Source organism: Rhodococcus sp. BH5 (assembly GCF_027583855.1).
Lineage (GTDB): Bacteria > Actinomycetota > Actinomycetes > Mycobacteriales > Mycobacteriaceae > Rhodococcus_F > Rhodococcus_F qingshengii.
Window position 1 is genome coordinate 112,918 of record NZ_JAJHVW010000004.1, and the last position, 20,917, is coordinate 133,834.

16 protein-coding genes are annotated in these 20,917 nt (G+C 61.2%); 8 read left to right on the top strand and 8 right to left on the bottom strand.

Features of this window, described 5'->3' with window-relative positions; genetic code table 11:
* Nucleotides 1–3: 3 nt before the first annotated feature.
* Both RhoBH5_RS12285 and recD read left to right on the top strand, forming a co-directional pair.
* Nucleotides 4–3,321: a UvrD-helicase domain-containing protein gene (locus RhoBH5_RS12285; protein WP_270008360.1), complete on the top strand. Its 3,318-nt coding sequence runs from the start codon at nucleotides 4–6 to the stop codon at nucleotides 3,319–3,321.
* The gene (recD, locus tag RhoBH5_RS12290) at nucleotides 3,318–5,186 is read left to right on the top strand and encodes an exodeoxyribonuclease V subunit alpha (RefSeq protein ID WP_069146985.1); all 1,869 of its coding nucleotides are present in this window, start codon (nucleotides 3,318–3,320) and stop codon (nucleotides 5,184–5,186) included. The genes RhoBH5_RS12285 and recD overlap by 4 nt, the downstream gene beginning before the upstream one ends.
* Before the next feature lie 26 nt (nucleotides 5,187–5,212).
* On the opposite strand, the gene RhoBH5_RS12295 is transcribed toward recD, so the two are convergent.
* Nucleotides 5,213–5,581, bottom strand: a complete 369-nt coding sequence (locus tag RhoBH5_RS12295) for a cupin domain-containing protein (protein WP_058039220.1) — start codon at nucleotides 5,579–5,581, stop codon at nucleotides 5,213–5,215.
* Between the two features lie 250 nt (nucleotides 5,582–5,831).
* Nucleotides 5,832–6,395: a TetR/AcrR family transcriptional regulator gene (locus RhoBH5_RS12300; RefSeq protein WP_270008361.1), complete on the bottom strand. Its 564-nt coding sequence runs from the start codon at nucleotides 6,393–6,395 to the stop codon at nucleotides 5,832–5,834.
* A 98-nt stretch (nucleotides 6,396–6,493) separates the two neighbouring features.
* Here RhoBH5_RS12300 and RhoBH5_RS12305 point away from each other — a divergent pair, with 98 nt between their 5' ends.
* Together RhoBH5_RS12305 and RhoBH5_RS12310 are read left to right on the top strand one after the other, a co-directional pair.
* Entirely contained in the window at nucleotides 6,494–7,720 is a 1,227-nt protein-coding gene (locus tag RhoBH5_RS12305; RefSeq protein ID WP_256261713.1) for a metal-dependent hydrolase family protein, read from the top strand.
* Nucleotides 7,717–8,589: an alpha/beta hydrolase gene (locus tag RhoBH5_RS12310; protein WP_070161117.1), complete on the top strand. Its 873-nt coding sequence runs from the start codon at nucleotides 7,717–7,719 to the stop codon at nucleotides 8,587–8,589. The genes RhoBH5_RS12305 and RhoBH5_RS12310 overlap by 4 nt, the downstream gene beginning before the upstream one ends.
* A gap of 165 nt (nucleotides 8,590–8,754) precedes the next feature.
* On the opposite strand, the gene RhoBH5_RS12315 is transcribed toward RhoBH5_RS12310, so the two are convergent.
* Together RhoBH5_RS12315 and RhoBH5_RS12320 are read right to left on the bottom strand one after the other, a co-directional pair.
* Nucleotides 8,755–10,065 (bottom strand): NAD(P)/FAD-dependent oxidoreductase, encoded by a 1,311-nt coding sequence (locus RhoBH5_RS12315; protein ID WP_003945449.1) that lies wholly within the window; start codon nucleotides 10,063–10,065, stop codon nucleotides 8,755–8,757.
* A 257-nt stretch (nucleotides 10,066–10,322) separates the two neighbouring features.
* Nucleotides 10,323–11,663: an MFS transporter gene (locus tag RhoBH5_RS12320; protein ID WP_058039219.1), complete on the bottom strand. Its 1,341-nt coding sequence runs from the start codon at nucleotides 11,661–11,663 to the stop codon at nucleotides 10,323–10,325.
* A 401-nt stretch (nucleotides 11,664–12,064) separates the two neighbouring features.
* Between RhoBH5_RS12320 and RhoBH5_RS12325 the strand changes: the two genes are divergently transcribed.
* Nucleotides 12,065–13,282: a PucR family transcriptional regulator gene (locus RhoBH5_RS12325; RefSeq protein ID WP_041814672.1), complete on the top strand. Its 1,218-nt coding sequence runs from the start codon at nucleotides 12,065–12,067 to the stop codon at nucleotides 13,280–13,282.
* A gap of 642 nt (nucleotides 13,283–13,924) precedes the next feature.
* Here the strand turns inward: RhoBH5_RS12325 and RhoBH5_RS12330 are convergent.
* The 3 genes from RhoBH5_RS12330 to RhoBH5_RS12340 form a co-directional block, all read right to left on the bottom strand.
* Nucleotides 13,925–15,349: an outer membrane protein assembly factor BamB family protein gene (locus RhoBH5_RS12330; protein ID WP_158170148.1), complete on the bottom strand. Its 1,425-nt coding sequence runs from the start codon at nucleotides 15,347–15,349 to the stop codon at nucleotides 13,925–13,927.
* Nucleotides 15,350–15,491: 142 nt separating this feature from the next.
* The gene (locus tag RhoBH5_RS12335) at nucleotides 15,492–16,793 is read right to left on the bottom strand and encodes a TrpB-like pyridoxal phosphate-dependent enzyme (protein ID WP_003945451.1); all 1,302 of its coding nucleotides are present in this window, start codon (nucleotides 16,791–16,793) and stop codon (nucleotides 15,492–15,494) included.
* Nucleotides 16,794–17,020: 227 nt separating this feature from the next.
* Nucleotides 17,021–17,479 (bottom strand): PaaI family thioesterase, encoded by a 459-nt coding sequence (locus RhoBH5_RS12340; protein WP_003945940.1) that lies wholly within the window; start codon nucleotides 17,477–17,479, stop codon nucleotides 17,021–17,023.
* Between the two features lie 85 nt (nucleotides 17,480–17,564).
* Here RhoBH5_RS12340 and RhoBH5_RS12345 point away from each other — a divergent pair, with 85 nt between their 5' ends.
* The 3 genes from RhoBH5_RS12345 (at nucleotide 17,565) to RhoBH5_RS12355 (ending at nucleotide 19,995) form a co-directional block, all read left to right on the top strand.
* Complete coding sequence (locus RhoBH5_RS12345; protein WP_270008362.1) at nucleotides 17,565–18,140, top strand: TetR/AcrR family transcriptional regulator; 576 nt, start codon at nucleotides 17,565–17,567, stop codon at nucleotides 18,138–18,140.
* Between the two features lie 72 nt (nucleotides 18,141–18,212).
* Nucleotides 18,213–18,716, top strand: a complete 504-nt coding sequence (locus RhoBH5_RS12350; RefSeq protein WP_019746932.1) for an SRPBCC family protein — start codon at nucleotides 18,213–18,215, stop codon at nucleotides 18,714–18,716.
* Between the two features lie 28 nt (nucleotides 18,717–18,744).
* Complete coding sequence (locus RhoBH5_RS12355; protein ID WP_007734160.1) at nucleotides 18,745–19,995, top strand: NADH:flavin oxidoreductase/NADH oxidase family protein; 1,251 nt, start codon at nucleotides 18,745–18,747, stop codon at nucleotides 19,993–19,995.
* Here RhoBH5_RS12355 and RhoBH5_RS12360 read toward each other — a convergent pair whose 3' ends face one another.
* Nucleotides 19,996–20,871: an aldo/keto reductase gene (locus tag RhoBH5_RS12360; RefSeq protein WP_063315018.1), complete on the bottom strand. Its 876-nt coding sequence runs from the start codon at nucleotides 20,869–20,871 to the stop codon at nucleotides 19,996–19,998.
* Nucleotides 20,872–20,917: the final 46 nt, after the last annotated feature.

The following is a 20,917-nucleotide window of genomic DNA, read 5'->3' on the forward strand; positions in this document are numbered from 1 at the left end:
CCCGTGGACTTCGATCTATTGGGGCCACTGCCTACCGGCACTACGGTGTTGGAAGCGAGCGCCGGAACTGGCAAGACCTACGCGATCGTCGGACTCGCGACCCGTTGTGTTGCCGAAGGTCTCGCCGACATATCGCAAGTTCTGCTGGTGACATTCAGTAGGGCCGCCACTCAGGAACTTCGTGAGCGTGCCAGGGAGAGGTTCGCGGGAGTGTCCGCCGCTCTGGTCGACCCGGAGGCGGCGAGGCGGTCGGATGATGATCTGGTGGCGTACCTCGCCACAGCTGACGACGAGGAGATCGGCGTGCGGCGTCGTCGACTCCTGCGCGCTCTCGCGGAGTTCGACGCCGGCACCATCACGACCACCCACAGTTTCTGTCAGAGGATGCTCGACGGACTCGGCATCGCCGGGGAACGCGAACCGGACACAACTTTTGTGGAGTCGGTCGACGACCTGATCAGTGAGGTCGTCTCGGATTTGTACCTCAGCCGCTACAGCCGGACGGACTCGTCTCCACCGTTCTCCACGAAGGACGCGCTGGCCATCGCCCGAAGCGCCGTCGGCGATGGTCAGGCAATTCTCGAACCCGACGGCGAGGAGGAGACCGCACCCGGTCAGCACGTCCTCTTCGCGGCTGCTGCTCGTGTCGAGGTCGAACGACGTAAGCGGACCAAAGGAATTCGCGACTTCAACGATCTGCTGACGCTGTTGCACGGTGTATTGACGGATCCGGAATACGGTCCCGTCGCGTGTCGTCGGGTGCGCGAAAAGTTCAAGGTTGTGTTGATCGACGAGTTCCAGGACACCGATCCGTTGCAGTGGGACATTCTGCGGTTGGCCTTCCACGGACACACCACCCTGGTCCTGGTCGGTGATCCCAAACAAGCCATCTATGCGTTCCGCGGGGCAGAAGTTCTGAGTTATCTCGATGCGGTCGATCAGGCGGATGCGCACCAGGAGTTGACCACCAATTGGCGTAGCGACCCAGGGTTGTTGGCGGCACTCGAACACCTCTACGGTGGTGCCGCACTCGGCAACGAAGGCATCGTCGCGCATCCGGTGGAGGCTTCGCACAAAAAGTCTCGGTTGTTCGGCCCGGTGCCGATGCGTGTACGCCATCTGCCCCGTACCGGAGCCGGACCGCTCAATCGTTCGGGATTTCCGGCCGTAGGCAGACTTCGCAGTCGCGTCGCGGACGACGTCGCAGCAGACGTGGTCGCGCTCCTGGGCGGCGATGCCCGCTTGGCAGTCGACGGTGATCCACGCCCGGTCGAACCAGGAGACGTCGCGGTGTTGGTGCGCACCCACAAGCACGTGGCGATGATCCGTGATGCTCTCGATGCCGTCGGTGTACCTTCCGTATTGACCGGAGGGTCCAGTGTTTTCGCGACACCCAGTGCGACCCAGTGGCTGTGGCTGTTGCAGGCGATCGAGCAGCCCCATCGCTCCGATCGTGTCCGGTTGACGGCCCTCTCGCCGATTTTCGGGCGCACCTCCGAAGAACTGGACAAGGACGGCGACAACGTCGTTGCAGAACTTGCAGGTCAACTGCGCTCCTATTCCGGGCTGTTCGCACGCGTCGGGTTTGCGGCTGTGTTCGAAAGAATCTCTGCCGAAACAAATCTGGAGAAGCGTGTACTCGCGGCCCCGTCCGGCGAACGAGATTTCACCGATCTGCGGCACGTCGCACAACTCCTCGGTCGCGTCGCGACCGAGGAAGCGTTCGGGTTGAGCGCACTGGTTCGCTGGCTTTCCGATCGGATCAAGGAACCGACGTCCGGGAGCGCCACCGATCGAAGCCGCCGCCTCGACAGTGACGCTGCCGCAGTGCAAATCGCTACGGTGCATGCCACCAAAGGGCTCGAGTTCCCGATCGTCTACGTCCCGTTCAGTTGGGAGAGCGTTGGCGGCTTCAACTCGCCGACGCAGCTGTTGCACGACCCGGAGGGACGCCGCATCCTCGACGTCGGCGGGCAGGAAGGCCCGGGGTACAACGCCAGAAAGACTGTTGCGGAGGCCGAAGAAGCGGGCGAAGAACTGCGGCTGCTGTACGTGGCGCTGACCCGGGCGCAGTGCCAACTCGTGCTCTGGTGGGCACCCAGCTACGGGACCTCCCGCTCGCCGCTGCACCGGTTGATGCTCGGACGTACACCCGGCATCGCCGAACCTGCTCGGGTAGTGAAGGTGCTCGACGACGGTACAACCGCAGCACGGCTCGCAACCTGGCCGGCAGCAGCGTCCGACGTGATCTCGGTGGAACCTGTTGGTCCCCATCCGCCCTCGCCCGTCCACTGGTCCAGAGCGGCTGCGGACGTGACCGAACTGGCCGCGGCGCGTTTCGATCGAGACCTGGACACTCTGTGGCGTCGTACGTCGTACTCGGCACTCACCGCCGGAGCGCACCACGCGGTCACGACCACGGGCAGTGAGGTCGAGGATCCCGAAAAAGACGACGAGCCAGAGGATTCCGTAGACCTCGAGAGCATTACCCCCTCGCCCCTGGAGGCGTTCCCTTCACCCATGAACGGACTTCCCGCGGGCGCCGCATTCGGCACGCTGGTGCATGAGGTGCTCGAGGTGGTGGACACGGCTGTGGCAGATCTGAGAGCGGAACTCGGGATGCGTTGCGCCGAGGCGGTCTCGGTACGGGCGGCCGAGGTCGACTCCGAAGCACTCGCGGATGCGCTGTATCTGGTGATGCAGACTCCCTTGGGATTCGGAACCTTGGCCACGATCGCGCCGAAAGATCGTCTTCCCGAACTCGATTTCGAACTCCCACTGGCCGGTGGCGACGATCCGGTGTCGATGAGTGTCACACTCCGCGGAGTATCGGAACTGTTGAGGCGCCACCTTTCCTCCGACGACATTCTGGCGTCGTACGCCGACTATCTGGACCGTGTCGAGACGTCACCGATGCGCGGATTCCTGACGGGCAGTATCGACGCAGTCTTGCGGATCCCGGGCCCGTCGTTCGTGATCGTCGATTACAAGACCAACCGGATCGGTCGCGGCGATCTGACGGCTGCCAACTACACGCGTGAACTCATGGCGACGGAGATGATGCGCTCGCACTATCCGCTGCAGGCACTGCTGTATTCGGTTGCACTGCATCGGTATCTGCGGTGGCGCCTGCCCGACTACGATCCGCACCGTCATCTCGGGGGCGCGCAGTATCAATTCGTGCGTGGGATGCTCGGCCCGGACAGCCCGCCGGAATGCGGTGTCTTCGAATGGAAACCGCCTGCTCAGCTGACGGTTGAACTATCGGATCTGCTGGCCGGTCTTGATGCGTCCCACACAGTAGGGGAGAAGATTCGATGACCGAGGCGCAATTGGCGCAGCGCGCCAAAGGGATCGTGCGAATCTTCAACGAAGCCGGGGTTCTGGTTGCCGCCGATGTTCATGTCGCGACGAGAGTGTGCAGCCTGGGCGGTGAAACTTCCGAAGAAGTGATGCTGGCCGCGGCGTTGGCAGTTCGGGCCGTGCGATCAGGTTCGGTGTGCCTCGATCTACGACGGATGCGTGATGTGAGCGTCGACAATGCGACGGAGGAGGAACTTACGTCGTTGCCGTGGCCCGAACCGTCGGAGATCGTTGCCGCCCTTCGGCTGAGCCCTCTGGTGATCGGCGGAAACGCCGGACCTCTCAGACCGCTCCGGTTGGTCGACACGGACGACGGTGAACTCCTCTACCTCGATCGATATTTTCTGCAGGAGCAGACGATTCGGCGAGTGCTCGACGAGCGGGCGTCCACGTGGCCGCCCGCCGACCTGAAAGCGGTCCGATCGCGGCTGGATTCGCTGTTCGTCGACGAGAACGGGCCGACCATCGCGCCGGATCGTCAACGGATAGCAGCTGCTCTCGCCGCGACACAGTGGACCACCGTCATCGCCGGTGGGCCCGGAACCGGCAAAACCCATACGGTCGCACGTATTCTCGCTCTCCTGTCGGAGGAATTGGGTTCGAATGCTCGCATCGGTCTGGCCGCACCGACGGGTAAAGCCGCAGCACGGCTGCAGGAGTCCGTACGTGAGCAGACCGCGAGCCTTGGCCTTCCCGAAGAACTCGCGGCCATGACCCTGCACCGCCTACTCGGTTGGCAGCGGGGGAGTTCGAGTCGTTTCAAATACAATGCGACCAACAGACTTCCCTACGATGTGGTCGTCGTCGACGAGACGTCGATGGTCTCCCTCACGTTGATGGCGCGCCTGCTCGAAGCCGTTCGCCCCGATGCCCGGCTACTGCTCGTCGGCGATCCCGATCAGTTGACCTCAGTCGACGCGGGCGCTGTTCTTGCTGATCTTGTCGCCCGCCCGGTAAAGGTCAGTGGAAATCCGACGCTGACACAGTTGGTGGGTGACGATCTCACGGCCACTGGTTCCGAAGAGGCATTGAGTGCGGATGAACAGGATCGTCTGCGGGGCGGGATCATTCAACTCTCACGCGGGCGCCGCTTCGACGGAACCATCGCGTCGTTGGCCAGGGCAGTTCGAGCGGGAGATTCCGCTGAGGTTCTGCGTATCCTGCGCAGCGGTGATCCAGCCGTCTCCTTCCATTCGCCCGAGGATGTTGACGCATTGCGCGCCGACATCGTTGCGAGTTCAGAGGTGGTGACGGCGTCGGCCGAGGTGGGTGATGCGATCGGCGCGCTGAAAGGCTTGGAATCGCACCGCCTTCTGTGCGCCCACCGTGACGGACCGTACGGTGTCGGGAGGTGGGCGCAGCAGGCGATGGAGTGGGTCGGCACGGCATCAGGGCAGTTTCTTGACCCGACGCGGTGGTATCCGGGCCAACCCCTGTTGGTGACGGCCAACGACTACGAGGCGAAGATCTACAACGGGGATGCAGGGGTGATCGTGCAGCGTGAGGATGGCGTGCCTATTGCCGCATTCCAGCGGGGCAGTGATGCGTTTCTGATTCACCCGAGCCAACTCTCGTCGGTGCAGACGGTTTACGCGATGACGATTCACCGGAGCCAGGGCAGCCAGTACGACACCGTATCGGTGATGTTGCCGGCCGAGGCGTCGTCACTGCTGACTCGGGAGTTGTTGTACACGGCGATCACTCGCGCCAGAAACCATGTGAGAGTAATCGGCACCGAGGATTCCGTGAGGGCGGGAGTGCAGCGACAGGTACTCAGGGCAAGTGGGCTGCGTCGTGAGATCCGTCCGTACGACGGGCCGTGAAAGTCGGATGTTGCGGATTCTCTCGGTCATACGTTGTATACGACGAACACCTTGCGTACGGTCTCGGTGACCGTCCACGTACCCTTCCATCCGATTGGGAAGATTGCACTCGTACCGGCAACGAGATGTACGGGATCGCCGTCGTCCTCCTCCACGGTCATGGCGCCGGAGACGATGGTGATGATCTCGCCGCGGGTGAGGAACTCCCACCGCGACTTTCCCGGTTCGCTCTCCCAGACTCCGGATTGAATGCGGCCGTCGTCACTGGTGAACTCGACATCTGCACGAGTGATGATGTCTCCGCCGAGTGGCTCTGCACTGGGTTGGCCGAGCAGTGCTTGCTGGAAGATCCCACTTGCGCTGTTCAACTCTGCGGCACGGAAGGCAATGGTCACAATTCAATCCTGACTTTCGAAACTCATGTGAATCATCGGACTTGTCGATGATGTCGTGTGTCTGCTGAGCCGGGATACATTCACTTGTCGCATCTTTCGGCGTTTCGCTCGTACAGATGTCGAAAGGGTGATCGACCATCATTCAACCGGGGCTCAGGGAACCGTCTCACGCCGAAACATGCCCGAGCCCAGGGAAAACGCCCCCGCGCCGGTGATCTCGAACGGGGGTGATCGGTTGTGTATGAGGGGTTTACGTGGTGGACGCTGTCAACGAGGTGATGAAGCGCTCGGCTGCCGCGTCGACCTCGGCGTCGGGGGTGAGCAACCTCTGTAGCAACAGTCCTCGCAGACATGCGGTTGCGATGATGCTCTGCTGCTTTGCGTCCACCATTGTGAACCCTTCGCGGAGGGCCGCCGCTTCGAGGAGGTGCGCCAAATCGTCGAGGTCGGCGGCGAAATCTTGAAATGCTTTGTGCTCGTAAACCGCAAGTCCGGCCAGGTGAAAAAAGGTGCGGCTTCGATCTTCGTGCTCGGCGTTCGAGTAGAAGGTCCAGATCGCCCTGCACAGGGCCGCGAACCCGAGATCCTTGCCAATCGCGGCGATGACGAGGTTGTCACGGCGGCGAGCTTCCGACAGCACGGCGCTGAGGAGCCCCGGTCGTGATCCGAAGTGATAGGTCAGCAGCGTGTGGTGCACTCCGAGTCGCTCCGCTACTTGGCGCATCGACAGCTTCGGGCTTGGGCCGGTTTCACCGAACTCGTCGAACAGTGCCTGCAACAGTCGCTCTCGACCCTCCCCAACCGGCGATCTCACGCTACCTCCATTGACGGGTTCACCACTGTTGAGTACGGTACCGCATATCGAATTCACCAGTGTTTAGGAGAGTGGTTTCCAATGCTCGGGAGGTCCCTTTGACTGACGTATGGTTTGCCGGCGGCATGGTCGCGGATGGATCGGGCACCGACCCGGTCGAAGTCGACGTGTGCGTGAGTGGCGGCATTGTCACCGCGATCGGACAGGCGCCGTCGGGTTCGACGACAGTTGACTTGGACGGCATGCTTCTGACTCCGGGGCTGATCGATGCTCATGTGCACCTGGGTATTTCGAGTCCGATCCGAAGGCAATTCGGGTTTGAGCTCTCGGCAGCCGAACTGGCTGCGGGCATCTTCGCCACCGCGGGCGATGCCCTCGACGCGGGCTTCACCACGGTGCGAGACGTCGGTGGCATCGACGGCGGAGTCGTCGACGTTATTGCGAGCGGCAAGGTGCGTGGTCCGCGTGTCCTCTCGTGCGGTCCTGTGCAGTGCCAGACCGGTGGACACGGCTACTACGGGGCCGCATGGGAGCCGACCGAGCTGTGGAACATGCACCACATTCCCGGGCTCTGCGCCTTGTCCTTGATGTCGGGTAATGCCGACGAGCTACGACGCAACGTGCGCGAATCGTTCCGCCGAGGCGCAACATTTCTGAAACTGTGCGTCACCGGCGGTGTCGTCGGAGGCCATGACAGCCTCACCGACACACAGTTCACCGTCGAGGAAATCTCCGTGGCAGTGGAAGAAGCAGCGTCGCGGGGCACCTACGTCACGGTGCACGCGCACAACAATGCGGGCATTCGCAACGCAGTGCGAGCCGGTGTCCGGTGCGTGGAACACGGCACCGACATCGACGAAGAGACCGCCCAGCTGATGCGCGAGCATGACGTGGCTCTGGTCCCTACCTTCGCCGTGGTCGAGCAGTTGACGGACACCGAGAGCATGGACCTGGACCCTGCAATACGAGACCGCGCCGCCGGAGTACGTCAACGCATGGCCTCGGCACTCGCGGTCTCTCGCGCAGCAGGCCTGAGGATCGGCCTGGGCTCGGACCTCATCGGGCCGCACCAGCAGCGCCGAGGCGAGGAGTTGCGCTTGCGGGCCGAGTTGGAGTCGCCGATGCATGCTCTCGTATCGGCCACCAGCGTCAACGCCGACATCCTCGGTATCGGGGACACCGTTGGAACTATCCGCGTCGGAATGCAGGCGGACATGGTCGCCTGGCAGCAAGACCCGCTCCACGACGCCAAGGTGTTCGCCGATCCGGACATGGCTGTTCTCGTCGTGAAGGCCGGCCACGTAGTGAAGGGAGAGGTTCGATGAGCGCAATGCTGCACGGATGTTTTGCAGACACGGAGTACTTCGAAATAACGGCGAAGTCGGGGTACAGCTACGGCATCTGGGTGACCACACCCCCCGGCTACGCGGACTCCACGGATCCCTTACCGCTGATATACGTGATGGACGGCAACTGGGCTGTAGGTCTTACCGCTCCGCTCATCGTCACGCAGGCAGACCCGTATCTGACGATCGCCCCGTACATCCAGGTCAGCGTCGGTTATGCCGGTGAAGAAGCTGCCAACTGGGCACGACTACGCAACCGCGATCTCGTGCCGCCCGGGGAACCGGTAGGCGACGAAATGACGGCCACTCTTGCCGCTGCTCGCGACTCGGGTGCAATGACCCAGGAGTATGTGGACGCCTACCTCGAGGAGCTGGCAGACACCCACGCGGACGTCTTCCTCGACTTCCTGACCAACGAACTCCACCCTCGCCTGTACTCGTCGGAGCTACGTGTCAGCGAGTCCGGGCACGGACTCTTCGGGTACTCGTACGGAGGCCTTTTCGCCCTCTACGCATGGCTGCGCGACGCGCCCCCATTCGCGACCTTCGGTGCGGGTAGTCCCGGAGTTGTGAACGCCGACAGCCAGATCCACACACTGGTCGAGGCACTGCCCGAGCGTGGCGTGGGCTCAGTTGTTCCGCAGCTGCACGTCACGCTGAACGAAGCCGAACTGACTGGACCCATTCCGATCTATCGCGGACTGTCACGCAACGTTCTCGCCGTCGTGGAGCAGTTGCATGGCAAGGGACGGTCGCAGGATGTTTCGACCGCGTTGTTGCACGAGACGCACGTAACCGGGCTGCAGGCATCGTTCCTTAGCTACTTGAAAAAATGCCATGCACGGTAGCTGTTCGTCCCGGCGACGATGTGCACGCTGACACGTTCGACGGGCGATTTTCCGTAGACGCCGTTGAAGGAGAAGTCGGCTGTGGGTGTCCACCACGTGGTGGACACCCACAGCCGTGTCTATTCAGTTGTCGCGGCTATCGATTCTCCAAGCCGGACAACACTTCTAACCCATGACGGTCCCGGTCGACTCGGCATTGGGTGCCCGAAGGCGGGAGAATGCGCCGAGGTCGATTTCGAGCCCGGTGTGCATCCCGACATAGGTCAGGGGATCAGCGTCGTGATCGTGTCCAGCTTCCACCTGGTCGATGATCCTGGACATGAGGCGCCCAGCGATAGGGGCATTCTTGAATTGGTTCCCGCTGGTGCCCATGGCGACGTAGAAACCTTGCCTGTCTGTCTTGTCATAGATCGGGGTCCAGTCGGATGCTGCGTCGTACACGCCGGCAATACCTTTCGGTTGTGACGGGACCTCCAGGGTGGGGAAACGCCTGGCGGCGCGGAAAACCTGCGCTTCGAACCGGGCAACAGTGCGATTCGGGTTGGCGGTATCAGGATCGTCGATCCACTCGAGCGGATCGCAATCCGGTTCGGTTCCGCCGACAAGGAATCCGTTTCCAGGTTCGGCTCGCATGTAGGTTCCGAGATCCAAATCGGCGATCATCGGGCCGAGGATCTCGTCGTCGTTGTAGCCAGTGGGTGCGGTGACGTGATGAACTTCCTGGCGCAAGGGCCGAACCGAAACCTTGAAGTCGGCCCCGACGTTCGACAGCTTGTTGAACGCTCCTGACCAGGGGCCGGCGGCATTGACGACAATCTTGGATTTCACACTTTCCCCGTCGTCGAGCCCTAGCTGCCAGATGCCGTCAGGCAACTGCTCGACTGCCACTACACGCGTGTTGTATGCGAAAACTGCACCGTGCGAACGTGCTGCCGCAGCAAGATTCGCGGCAGCCAGTTGCGGGTCGTCGACGAACCCCGCCTGAGGTGTGTACAGCGCGCCGAGCGTGGTTTCGGCATCTGCGAAGAAGGACTCCGAGTCGACTGGCTTCGGAGGATAGTATTTGCCGGCGTCGATACCGGGAATCTTCTCGACGAGTGTCGTTGCGTCCCAAAGCTGGTAATCGATTCCTATCTTCTCGAATAATCCGATCGTGCGCGCGTGGGGCGCGACGTCGACATCGAGCAGTGCCATCCCGCATTGCCGAAACTTCGCAAGCGCGCCGTCGACTGTCGCGTTGAGATGCTCGTTCCAGTTTTGCCAGCAATGCAGCGACTCCCAAGCCGCAGCCATACCGTCGAATGTGGAGTAGTTGAACCGGATAACCGCACTGGATGCACTGGTCGAGCCGTAGCCCGGACCACCAGACTTGTCGATGACCAGGACTTCGTAGCCTCGAGCGGCCAGTTCGTAGGCGATGGAGCTGCCGATCACTCCAGCTCCGACCACAACTGCATCGGTCTTGTCGGTAGGCACTTTCGGCCTCTCTTTCTACTGATGGCTTCGCCGGATCGAAAGCACAGCTGTTCGATCCGGCAAGCTTGGGTTCTGGTAATTCCGACGCCGTCGACTTCCTCTGGAGAGCTTCATCCCGACTTCTCGGATTCGGCTCTGTCTTAATGAATTTGGCACCTGAAAGTCCAGAGGTGTTCGTCGTCCTCAACTCTCTCGTGGCGGCCATCGGAACGCTATCGACAGCTGCGCAAAAAATCACAGCCGTGGCGCGTCCGTTGTCAGAAATGTTTCGTCGGGCTGCCCTGCGTGGCAGACCAGTTTTTCGTTTCCGGAATCCCTCGCCACAGAATGGGAAGCGCGATCAAAGCGATGGCGGTCGCATAGAAGGCAGGCGACAGATCGCTTCCAGTGGCGTTGACCAGTGCTGCGCACACCAGAGGAGCGGTCCCTGCAAAAAGTGCATATGCGATGTTGTAGGGGATTGCCGTGCCGGTGAATCGCGCATGCGTCGGCATCATTTCGAGAATTACGAGCAAAGCGGACGCGAGTAAGGAAAGCGCGAGGACCAGAGAAGCCAGTGCAACGGCAATCGCGAAAATGTTTCCGGTACCGATGAGCATGTAGCTGGGCACCGAGACGAAAACTGACATCACCATGCCGATTCTGACGAGTGGCCTCCGGCCGATTCGGTCGACTGTGGCGCCGAAGAAGATGAACAGCGGTACTGCGAGAACCAAAGCGCCGGTTGTCATCAGCAGTGCCACCGTGCTCGGAACATCGGCTGAGAGAACCAGAAATGTCGGCATGTAGCCGAGCAGCATATGAGTAACGACACCGAGCGAGGCGAAGTACACGAAGGACGTGAGCAGAGTCCGCCAGTGATTGCGGAACAGATCTGCGAGTGGGCGGGTTGGAAGGGAATCGTTTTCTTGCATTTCCTTGAACGCCGGAGTCTCCTCGACGGCAAGCCTCATGAACAGGCCCACCATGGCGACAACGCCTCCGATGATGAACGGCCAACGCCATCCTCCGTCGGCGAAGTGCTCAGCGCCGACCGAGCTGAATGACAAGACTGTGACCGTGGCCAAGATGCTGCCGACAAATGACGAAGAGCTGATTATCCCTGCGTACAAGCCTCGGCGGTGGGACGGCGCATGCTCGACGACGAAGGTGGCAGCTCCGGTGTATTCGCCCCCGGCCGAGAATCCTTGAACCAATCGGCACAGCAGCAGCAACAGCGGTGCGGCAACACCGATCGAAGCGTACGTCGGTAGGAGACCGATTGCCGCCGTCGAGCAGCCCATGAGCGTAATTGCCAGGGACAGTGACCTCCGTCGGCCGAGGCGGTCACCAAGCCGTCCGAAGAATATGCCGCCGGCAGGTCTGGCCAAGAAGGCGACTCCGTAAAGAGCGAAGGTGGCAAGCAGTGCGCCACTGCCGAACTCCGGAGGGAAGAACACTGTCGCGAGAACTGCGGCAGTGAAACCGTAGATCGTGAAATCGAACCATTCGACGATGTTGCCTGTCGCCCCGGCGATCAGGGCCCTACGGCGCGCCGATCGACGTCCAGGTGGAGTCTCGGTTTGATGCCCTGCAGGAGCATTCGCTGTGCCGGTCATGATGATTCCTCTCGGGATATGCTGAATGGCAACGGCTTTGCGACATCACGGTCACCGATGTCATTCGAGGTATTCGACATTGAAAGAGGTCGGTGGGATTCGATGTTGAACTGGCGAACGAAGGTCGTTTGTCGATTTCGGGTCGGAGGCGACCTCGTCTGAGGGAGATCGTGCCGGCCGGCCTCGCGCCCCACTATGCAAATCCCACGGCTGCAACAGCTCTCGTCGCTGCCACTTCTGCCGGTTTGTGGACCGAGTGAAGACGTCACGGGTCTCGAGTGCTTGGCATGAAGCGAGCCTATGGCGCAAAAGTTAGTTGCATCACTGTCATGTGTTCAATTTTCTACGTAGAAATTTGGGCATATGTTGCAAACCGGAGAGGGGGCTCGTACAGTTCGACCATGGTCGGAGAACTGCAGCATTTGGTGGACACTACCGGGCGCCGACTGGACCGTTCCGTTGCGATCGATGATGTACAGATTCGTCTGCTCGCGTACAACTCGCATGACAGTGCCGTCGATTCAGTCAGAATGAATTCCGTTCTACAGCGGAATGTTTCACGCGAGATCGTAGACTTCATCTACGCGAGTGGAGGCCGTGAAGCCCTCGATCTCTTCACTGTTCCCGTCAACGAAGAACTAGGGCTGACCCTTGGCCGGGTCGGGATGCCGATCCGGTACCGCAATGCGCTGCTGGGCTTCGTCTGGCTGTTGACTTCGGAGGGCGAAGTTGACGAGGATCAAGCCGAGGTCTTGAGGCGCACGGCTGATGCGGCAGCGATGATCCTCCACCGCGAACAGTTGCTGGACGAGTTGTCCCGAAGTCGGGAGCGGGAACTTACTCGAGACGTCCTGTCGGGCGAGCGGTCGCTGCGCGAGGACGCGGCAAACAGGTTGGCCGAGGAGGGCTTGTTGGCTGCGGGTCCAGCAGTCGTGGTCACTGTGTTGCTCCGTCCTGGCGACCAGTCGACATTGACCGAAAGAGATCGTCTGAGTGTTGCCGTCGGCGTCGATCAGCTTCGTCGGAGGCTCCCGCGGAACAGTGCAATCCAACTCGACCGCCCCGACCACAGTCTGTTGATCGTATCGGTGGCCGAACGCTCGACTCAAACCCATCTGGACTCGCTGATCGTGGCAGCCCGGGAGCGAGTCTTGTCTGAAAGTGGGCGCCAGAACATCGAATGTTGGGTCGGTATCGGTGAACCGCGAACCTCGGTTGCGGATGTGCGCGAATCCTACGAAGAGTCCAGACGTTCCGCAGATGTGGCCCAGGTCGTCAAGGTGCTCGGAAATGTTGTGCGTTATCGGGATCTCGGCGTCTACGGACTTCTGGCCGAACTGTCGGAGGATCGACTCGAGAACAGTATTCACTCAGGTTTGCAGTCCTTGCTCAGCCATGAGGACTCGAAAAGTGAGGCTCTTCTCGCGACGCTGGAGAGCTTTTTGGACAATGCCGGTGACGTAAAGCGAACGTCAGAGGCGCTCTGTGTGCATCGAGGGAGCTTGTACTATCGCTTGCGGCGAATTCAGGAGATAACACGAGCAGACTTGGCAAACGGCGACGACCGGTTGGCCTTGCATTTGAGCCTGAAAGTCGCGCGGCTGTTGGATCTCCGATGATCCCGATCCGAGAAGAGGGGACTGCGGAAGAATCCAGCGGCTCAACGTAGTTGGCGGCTTTCGATCGTCAAGCATGATGGTTCTGGGGTGGGAAAGGAAGCGCGTCGTACATCGGCCGGGGTGGGTTGGCTTGACCTGCTGAGACGTTCATACGTTTGATCGGGCACCTTCTATCCTCCTGTCGGCAGATGCGGCGGAGTGCAACTTTTTCGGGCATTGAAAGTGCAGAATCGTCCAGATGGGTGTCGAGCTGCGTGAAGAACGCGCGTTTTTGCAAACCGAAATGACGACGAATTTGGTCTGAGTTCGGTCCCCCGGTACGCAGATGTTCGCGCGCGAACTGGACTATTTGTTGCCGACTGCAAATTGGGGATTTCGCATCCATTCCCGTTGGCTCCCTTTATCGTTGGATTGGATCAGATACCTGAGTCGGTGCGATTCGTATGCACCCCTTCACCGCAGGTCTGGTCTGATCTTTCCGAAGTCGGAGTCGCGGAGATACATGCAGTTGTTCGAGATCGTTCCCCCGAAATTGAACAAACGCGCCAGACTGGATTGTGGCCATCGAGGCTGTACGTCTATCCATTTGCTGGTTGCTGAGCCGGCTGGTCAGTACGACACTGAACCGGTGATGTTGCCGGCCTATCGCCAAACGGTGAAGTGGTTTTGCCAGGAGAACGACACGTTTTTGCCGGCATTCGAGACGACGACTCCGCGCGGATCGACCTCTGGCGGAAGGGGGACCGACCACATCATCTTTCCGTCGCGAGCCCTGATCGAATGCATGCCGGTGTAGTCGCTGAAGACGAAGTGATCGCCATCAGTCGCACCGCTTCGAACCCAGTACGCGTCTTGCCAGGGTGTTTGCCACAGTTGTCGGCCACTCTCGACGTCGAGACCCGAGATTGTGCGGGTCTCCGGCGACGTGACGAGGATTGTTTTTCCTACCACTGCGGCGATGGCGCTTCCTGTCCCGGCCGTCGCGGTGTTGACGATTTGTGAACTGCGCCAGAGTTCGTCACCCGACTCCGGATCGTAGGCGCCGTCGCCGAGAAACATCGGCACCGCCGTCGAGGGCTTACTCGGGTAGGACGACGATGAGTACGAGGGAATCGGTATCGCACGAATCGTGGATCCGTCGGAAGCCAAGAGGTTTTGGGTTCCGGCATATCCCGACCGGCCGCCGACACTGGTGAGGAACAATCCGTTCCCGGTAGGGACAAGCGAATCGCCCTCGAATCGGAATCGTTCGGCGCCGGACTGCAGATCGTAGATTCGATAGCGGTACTGCGGGTCCCCGCCGTCGCCCTGTTCCATCGCAATGACAGTGTCGGTGTGAGGGACCGTGTAGACGGCTCCGAACTTCTCACTTGGTTCGAAGGTACGCACGAAGTTGGCAGTCAAATTGGTTGTGGTGCCGCTGGCAAGAATTCGTGTTCGAACCGTTCCGTCCATCCTTTCGCCGGACGTGTACACGGTGTCTCCGGCGATGGTGGCGCCATTGAGATCGAAGTCGGTTCCGAGGTCGGACATCAGAGTTCCGGTCGCGGTATCGACAAAGATCATCCGTCGATCGCCCCAGCACGCGATGATCGTGGATTCGTTCTGCTGACTGCACTGGCCGATGACTCCGCCGATTCGCGTTTTCCACAGCGGACTTCCGTCGTCGGGATTCACCCCGACGAGTGTGACGGCACCGACTCCCTGACTCGACGAAGACTCGTCGGTCTTGGGAAGCGGATAAGCAGTCGCGGCCACCAGCACGTCACCGACTTGGTACGTGTTGCCGTAGCCGTAGTAGCTATCGAGCGTGGAAGGCATCGACAGCAGCACGTCCCCGGGGTTGTCCGTGAGCGCTCGGACATCGAGTTCCCAGGCTTGTTGCGGAGGATCGGAGAGGTCTACGTCGACAACGCCTTGCTCGACGATCGGACCGCCTGTCTTCTGCTTCGGCCATGCCGCATCACTGGAGTCGGAGATTACCGATACGACGATGAACGCGATCGCCACGAGCAATGCCAGTCCGAGTGCGACCAGTTTCCAATGTTCCTTCAACCGAAGCTGCATCGAAAGACCGTAACCGATCGATCAAACTGATCGGTTCGTTTCGCGGACGGCCGGCACGATGTCGATCGCGAGATCGAGCCCACGTGCTCGGTGTGACGAAGTGTGGTGGCCTCGTACGCACGAGACCACCACACCGACGGCGTCAGACGTAAGGCGAGTACGCCGGAAGATCCAACTGACCGTTGCCGGACAGCCCGATCACGATCACCTCGGGTTCGGTGACGGCACGGGCGTGAGCGATAGCGCCGGCAACCGCGTGGGTGGATTCCGGAGCCGGGATGATTCCTTCGGCGCGGGCGAAAATCAGACCTGCCTGGAGTGCGTCGTCCTGATCGACGGCAATTGCATCCATGAGTCCGAGGTTGACCGCGTGCGAGACCATCGGCGACATGCCGTGGTAGCGGAGGCCACCGGCATGGATGGCCGGCGGTACGAAATCCTTACCCAGAGTGTGCATCTTGAGCAGCGGCGTCAGGCCGGCGACATCACCGAAGTCGTAGCGGTACTCGCCCTGGGTGAGGGACGGGCATGCCGACGGCTCGCAGGCGACCAGACGAGTCTTGGTGCCTTCGCGAAGGTTTCGTCCCAGGAACGGGAAGGTGAGTCCGGCGAGGTTGGAACCGCCACCGGCGCAACCGAACACGGTGTCGGGGACGGCGTCGCCGGCTTCTTCGAGCTGGACCATTGCTTCCTGACCGATCACGGTCTGGTGCAGCATGACGTGGTTCAGCACGCTACCGAGTGAGTAGTGCGTGTTCGGATCCTGCGCAGCGACCTCGACGGCCTCACTGATGGCCATACCGAGCGAGCCGGTGGTGTCGGGATGCGACTTCAACAGTGCGCGTCCGGCTTCCGTCAGGTCCGAAGGCGACGGGTGACAGATTCCGCCGTACGCCTCCATCTGGATGCGTCGGTACGGCTTCGAATCGAAGGACGAGCGAACCTGCCATACCTCGACGTCGAGTCCGAGCAGCGCGCCCGCGAACGACAGCGACGCACCCCACTGTCCCGCACCGGTTTCGGTGGTGAGCTTGGTGGTTCCCTCGATTGCGTTGTAGTAAGCCTGCGCGACAGCAGTATTCGGCTTGTGTGAACCGACCGGGCTCACGCCTTCGTACTTGTAGTAGATGCGGGCAGGTGTGCCGAGAGCGCGCTCGAGTCGATGCGCGCGGAACAGGGGAGAGGGCCTCCACATGCCGTAGATCTCGCGAACCGTCTCCGGGATCTCGATGTAGCGCTCGGTTGCGACTTCCTGCGCGATGAGGTTCATCGGGAACAGCGGCGCCAAGTCCTCGGGGCCGAGCGGCTCACGAGTGCCCGGATGCAGGTGCGGGGGAACAGGCTCGGGGAGGTCAGCCGCCAGGTTGTACCAGTGCGTCGGCACTTTCGACGGGATGGAGACGCCCAAAGGCTCGAGCGAACGGTTGAGTGGGGTGGTGGTCAACTAACTCTCCTTCGTGGATTCGGTACCTGATCTTGGCGGTCGTAGCGACGACGCGTACGGCATTTGCCGGATCGGGGATCCTGAGAGGAGCCTGCTGGACCACCCGATATCGGTCCGGGCAACACGCAGTTGCGGCTGACCGTCAGCGGTCGGGCCACCAGAGGTGCGCAGTGAGCAGGGTCACGAGCCGATCGTACATCGGCACTCGCACCCTGCTCACGTCGGGCTTAGCGAAAAATCATGCACGTCGTGGTTCCATGCGCCACCAACTTGCCGTTTTTGTCGAGGACCTTGCCCTCTGCCGTCGCGGTACGCCCGCCCACGTGAATGACGCTGCCGTGGGCTGTCAGTTCGTCACCGTCGAGAGGCACCGTGCGGATGTAGTTGAGCTTGAGTTCGAGGGTCGTGTAGCCGACGCCGGCCGGAAGCATCGTGTGTACCGCGCAGCCCATGACCGAGTCGAGCAGCGTTGCGCAGATGCCGCCGTGCACAGTGCCGAGCGGGTTGCTGAAATCGGCGCGCGGGGTCAGGGCGAAGCTCACGGATCCTTCGTTGACCTCGCGCATCTCCATGCCGAGGAGGCGTCCGATGCTGGGCCGGTCGTTGACCTGCGTTCCCATCCAGCGGAGAAGTTCGAGGCCTGTCATCTGCGCCGGATCGACGGTCGCGGTTGTCTCGTCACTCATTGTTTCATCCCATCACTATGTAGGTCGTCATACATAACGTAGCGTATGAGTCGACAGGTGTACCGACGGCCGAAGGATCTGTGACATGGCAGAGCTGAGCTCACGTGATCGCATGATTCGTAGTGCGGTCGAACTGATCAGCCGCAACGGCGTCGATGCGACATCCTTCAGCGACGTCATCAAGCACAGCGGCGCGCCCCGTGGGTCGATCTACCATCACTTTCCAGGCGGCAAGACCGAGTTGATGGTCGAAGCTGTGCGCGCGGCCGGTGCGATCATCACCAGACGAATCAGCTCGGCTGCGGCTACCGGTTCCACGGCCGACGTGATCGAAGCGGTCGGAGACATCTGGCGACTCAATCTCACACGCTCGGACTTCGCGATCGGCTGCCCGGTGATTGCCGGCGGGTTGGCGCGTGCCAGTGAGCCAGAAGTCGCGGAAGTGTCGGCTGAGGTCATGCTGGGATGGCAGAAGTTGATCGAATCGCAACTCGAAACTGCGGGTTATCTTGCAGTGCAGGCAAAATCGATGGCAAACCTGACGATCACGTCGGTCGAAGGTGCAGTGGCGGTGTGCCAGACGACTCGAAGTATCGAGCCGCTCGAACAGGTCATCGCTTCACTGCAGGGGCTCTCTCGTTCGGAGGCTTGGTCCCGCTGAGCCTTCGGGGGTTGACTTCGGTCGTCAAGTATCCGTAACTTCATGTAACGGCTAATTGGGCAGGAGTAGGCGATGACACATTGGTTCGACCTCGAACCGGTCGGTGTCGATTTCTTCGACACGGCACCGCATATCTTCACGTACTCGATCGATCTCGCCGCCGAACCTGACGCCGTCTGGGCCGGTCTGACCGCCGACGAGCCTTTGTCGTGGTGCCGACTGCTCACAAAAGTGCACTACACCTCGCCGCGCCCCTACGGCGTCGGCACGCGCCGAATCGCGGAGGTGGGCGGCGGTGCGATGCAGATGCGCGAAAAGTTCATCACCTGGGACGACGAAACGCGTCGGCACTCGTTTTACGTCGAACAGTCCAATGTTCCGCTGTTCCAATCCTTCGCGGAGGACTACCGCGTCGACGAGCTCGCAGTGGGTTCGAGACTGCAGTGGAATTTTGCATTCTCGCCGCGTCCGAAGCTGTCGCTCGCGGTGCGCGGCGGGCTACCGGTCAACTCGCTGATCTTCTCGAGCTTCGTGCGCGATACCAAGCGGCACTTCGGTTCTGCGCCACGCCATTGACTTTCTTCCCTTCATACGAGAGGCATCCATGACCACGCTCGGAGAATCGTTGACTTTGCCCTGCGGGCAGATCCTGCGGAATCGCACGATGAAAGCTGCGCTCAGCGAGGCTCTGGGTGACCGCACTCATGGACCGTCCACTCGCTTGGAAACGCTGTACGGTCGTTGGGGCAGTGGCGGGTTCGGTTTGCTGATCACCGGCAATGTCATGGTCGATCGATCGCAGATCGCCGAACCGGGCAATGTCGTCGTCGACGACGATCGTGATGCCGAAGCACTGACTGCCTGGGCCAAGACCGCTAAGAACGGCGGCGCCGAGATCTGGATGCAGCTGAACCACCCAGGGCGGCAATCCAACCCGATTGCCAGCAGAGGTAGACCGGTCGCCCCGAGCGCGATCGCGCTGAAGATTCCGGGAATGGCGACGCCGCGAGAACTCTCGACCGCTGAGATCGACGAGATCATCGACAAGTTCGCGGAAACCGCTCGCGTCGCCGAGTCCTCCGGCTTCGGGGGCGTGCAGATACACGCAGCGCACGGTTATCTTGTTGCGCAGTTCCTTTCGCCCTTGTCCAATCAGCGGACGGACGAGTGGGGTGGAGATCCTGAGCGTCGACGACGCTTTCTGATCGAGATCGTTCGGCGCATACGCTCTGCCGTTGCTCCGGGATTCGCGGTCTCGGTCAAGCTCAACTCGGCTGATTTCCAACGAGGTGGATTCTCGGAAGACGAGTCGCGAGAAGTAGTGCGCGCGTTGACCGAAGAGTCGGTGGATCTCATCGAGATCAGCGGTGGCAGTTATGAATCGCCGGCCATGATGGGTAAAGCGCAGAAGCAGAGCACTCGCGATCGAGAGGCATATTTCCTCGAGTACGCCGAGACAGTCCGAGCGATTGCCGGCGACATTCCCTTGGCGGTCACCGGCGGCTTCCGCTCGCGATCGGCGATGGTCGAGGCACTGGCTTCCGGCGCGTGCGACGTGATCGGCCTCGGCCGGCCGACGATCACGATACCCGACGCGGCAACCGTTCTCCTGGAATCGGATCGGGAACGATTGACCGTGCCGACTGTTGAGTTCGGAGCGCGGAAGTTGTTGGGGAAGGTTGCCGACATCTCGATGCTCGACGGTGCACTCGACCTGCAGTGGCATACCGATCAGCTGCACCGGATGGGCGACGGAAGCGAGCCGGATCCGGCTCGGCCGTGGTGGAAGACCCTCGGAACGATGGTGAGGCGAAACGGATTCGATGCGCTTCGCCCCACCAAACGAGCGGCTTGATCAGTTCGGTGCACCGATGTTGAGTTCATCGGGATGCGCGCCGACGCGGGTGCCGTCGTCGAGAGTGTCGATTTCGCTCAGGTCGAGATCGGTGAGTTCGAAGTCGAATACGTCGATGTTCTGAGCGATTCGAGCATCGTGTACGGATTTCGGGATGACGATCAGGCCGTTCTGAAGGTGCCAACGGATCAGGACCTGCGCGGCAGTCTTGCTGTGGCGGTCACCGATTCGAGTGATGATCGGGTCGGTGAGCAGGGTGTTGGGCTTGGACGCCTTACCCCAACCTGCGTTACTGGTACCGCCGAGTGGGCTCCACGATTCGACCTTGATCCCGTGCTCGGCGGCCTTGTCGCGAATGGCCTGCTGCGTGAGGTGCGGGTGCAGTTCCACCTGATCGACTGCGGGCAACAATCCACCGCGTTCGACGAGAAGCTGCAGATGATGCGGCTCGAAGTTGCACACCCCGATTGCCTTGGCGCGGCCCGATTCCGCGATCTTTTCGAGTGCGTCCCACGTTCGGAGGAGTCGGTCGTTGTCCTGCAGAGGCCAGTGGATGAGGTAGAGATCGACGTAGTCGACGCCCAGCTTGTCGATGCTGGTGTCGAAAGCCTTCAACGCCGGCTCGTAGCCCTGATCCGCATTCCACAGCTTCGTGGTGAGGAAGATGTCCTCTCGCGCGACGGACGAGTTGGCGATACCTCGTCCGACGCCCTCTTCGTTTCCGTAGGCGGCAGCGGTGTCGATGTGCCGGTAGCCGGCCTCGTCGAGTGCGAACCGTACTGCATGCTCGGTTTCGTCGTTGGTGGCCTGCCAGACTCCGAGGCCGAGTTGCGGGATCGTGGTTCCGGAATTCAGCGTGATGTCAGGAATGCTCATGGATCAAGGCTAGCGATCTCGAGCTGTCCTTGCCTGGGTCAGAGCT

Coding starts and splice junctions, on each gene's coding strand:
- recD (WP_069146985.1), top strand. CDS start 3,318: ATGACCGAGGCGCAATTGGCGCAGCGCGCCAAAGGGATCGTGCGAATC.
- RhoBH5_RS12310 (WP_070161117.1), top strand. CDS start 7,717: ATGAGCGCAATGCTGCACGGATGTTTTGCAGACACGGAGTACTTCGAA.
- RhoBH5_RS12320 (WP_058039219.1), bottom strand. CDS start 11,663: ATGACCGGCACAGCGAATGCTCCTGCAGGGCATCAAACCGAGACTCCA.
- RhoBH5_RS12325 (WP_041814672.1), top strand. CDS start 12,065: ATGGTCGGAGAACTGCAGCATTTGGTGGACACTACCGGGCGCCGACTG.
- RhoBH5_RS12330 (WP_158170148.1), bottom strand. CDS start 15,349: ATGCAGCTTCGGTTGAAGGAACATTGGAAACTGGTCGCACTCGGACTG.
- RhoBH5_RS12340 (WP_003945940.1), bottom strand. CDS start 17,479: ATGAGTGACGAGACAACCGCGACCGTCGATCCGGCGCAGATGACAGGC.
- RhoBH5_RS12345 (WP_270008362.1), top strand. CDS start 17,565: ATGGCAGAGCTGAGCTCACGTGATCGCATGATTCGTAGTGCGGTCGAA.
- RhoBH5_RS12350 (WP_019746932.1), top strand. CDS start 18,213: ATGACACATTGGTTCGACCTCGAACCGGTCGGTGTCGATTTCTTCGAC.
- RhoBH5_RS12355 (WP_007734160.1), top strand. CDS start 18,745: ATGACCACGCTCGGAGAATCGTTGACTTTGCCCTGCGGGCAGATCCTG.
- RhoBH5_RS12360 (WP_063315018.1), bottom strand. CDS start 20,871: ATGAGCATTCCTGACATCACGCTGAATTCCGGAACCACGATCCCGCAA.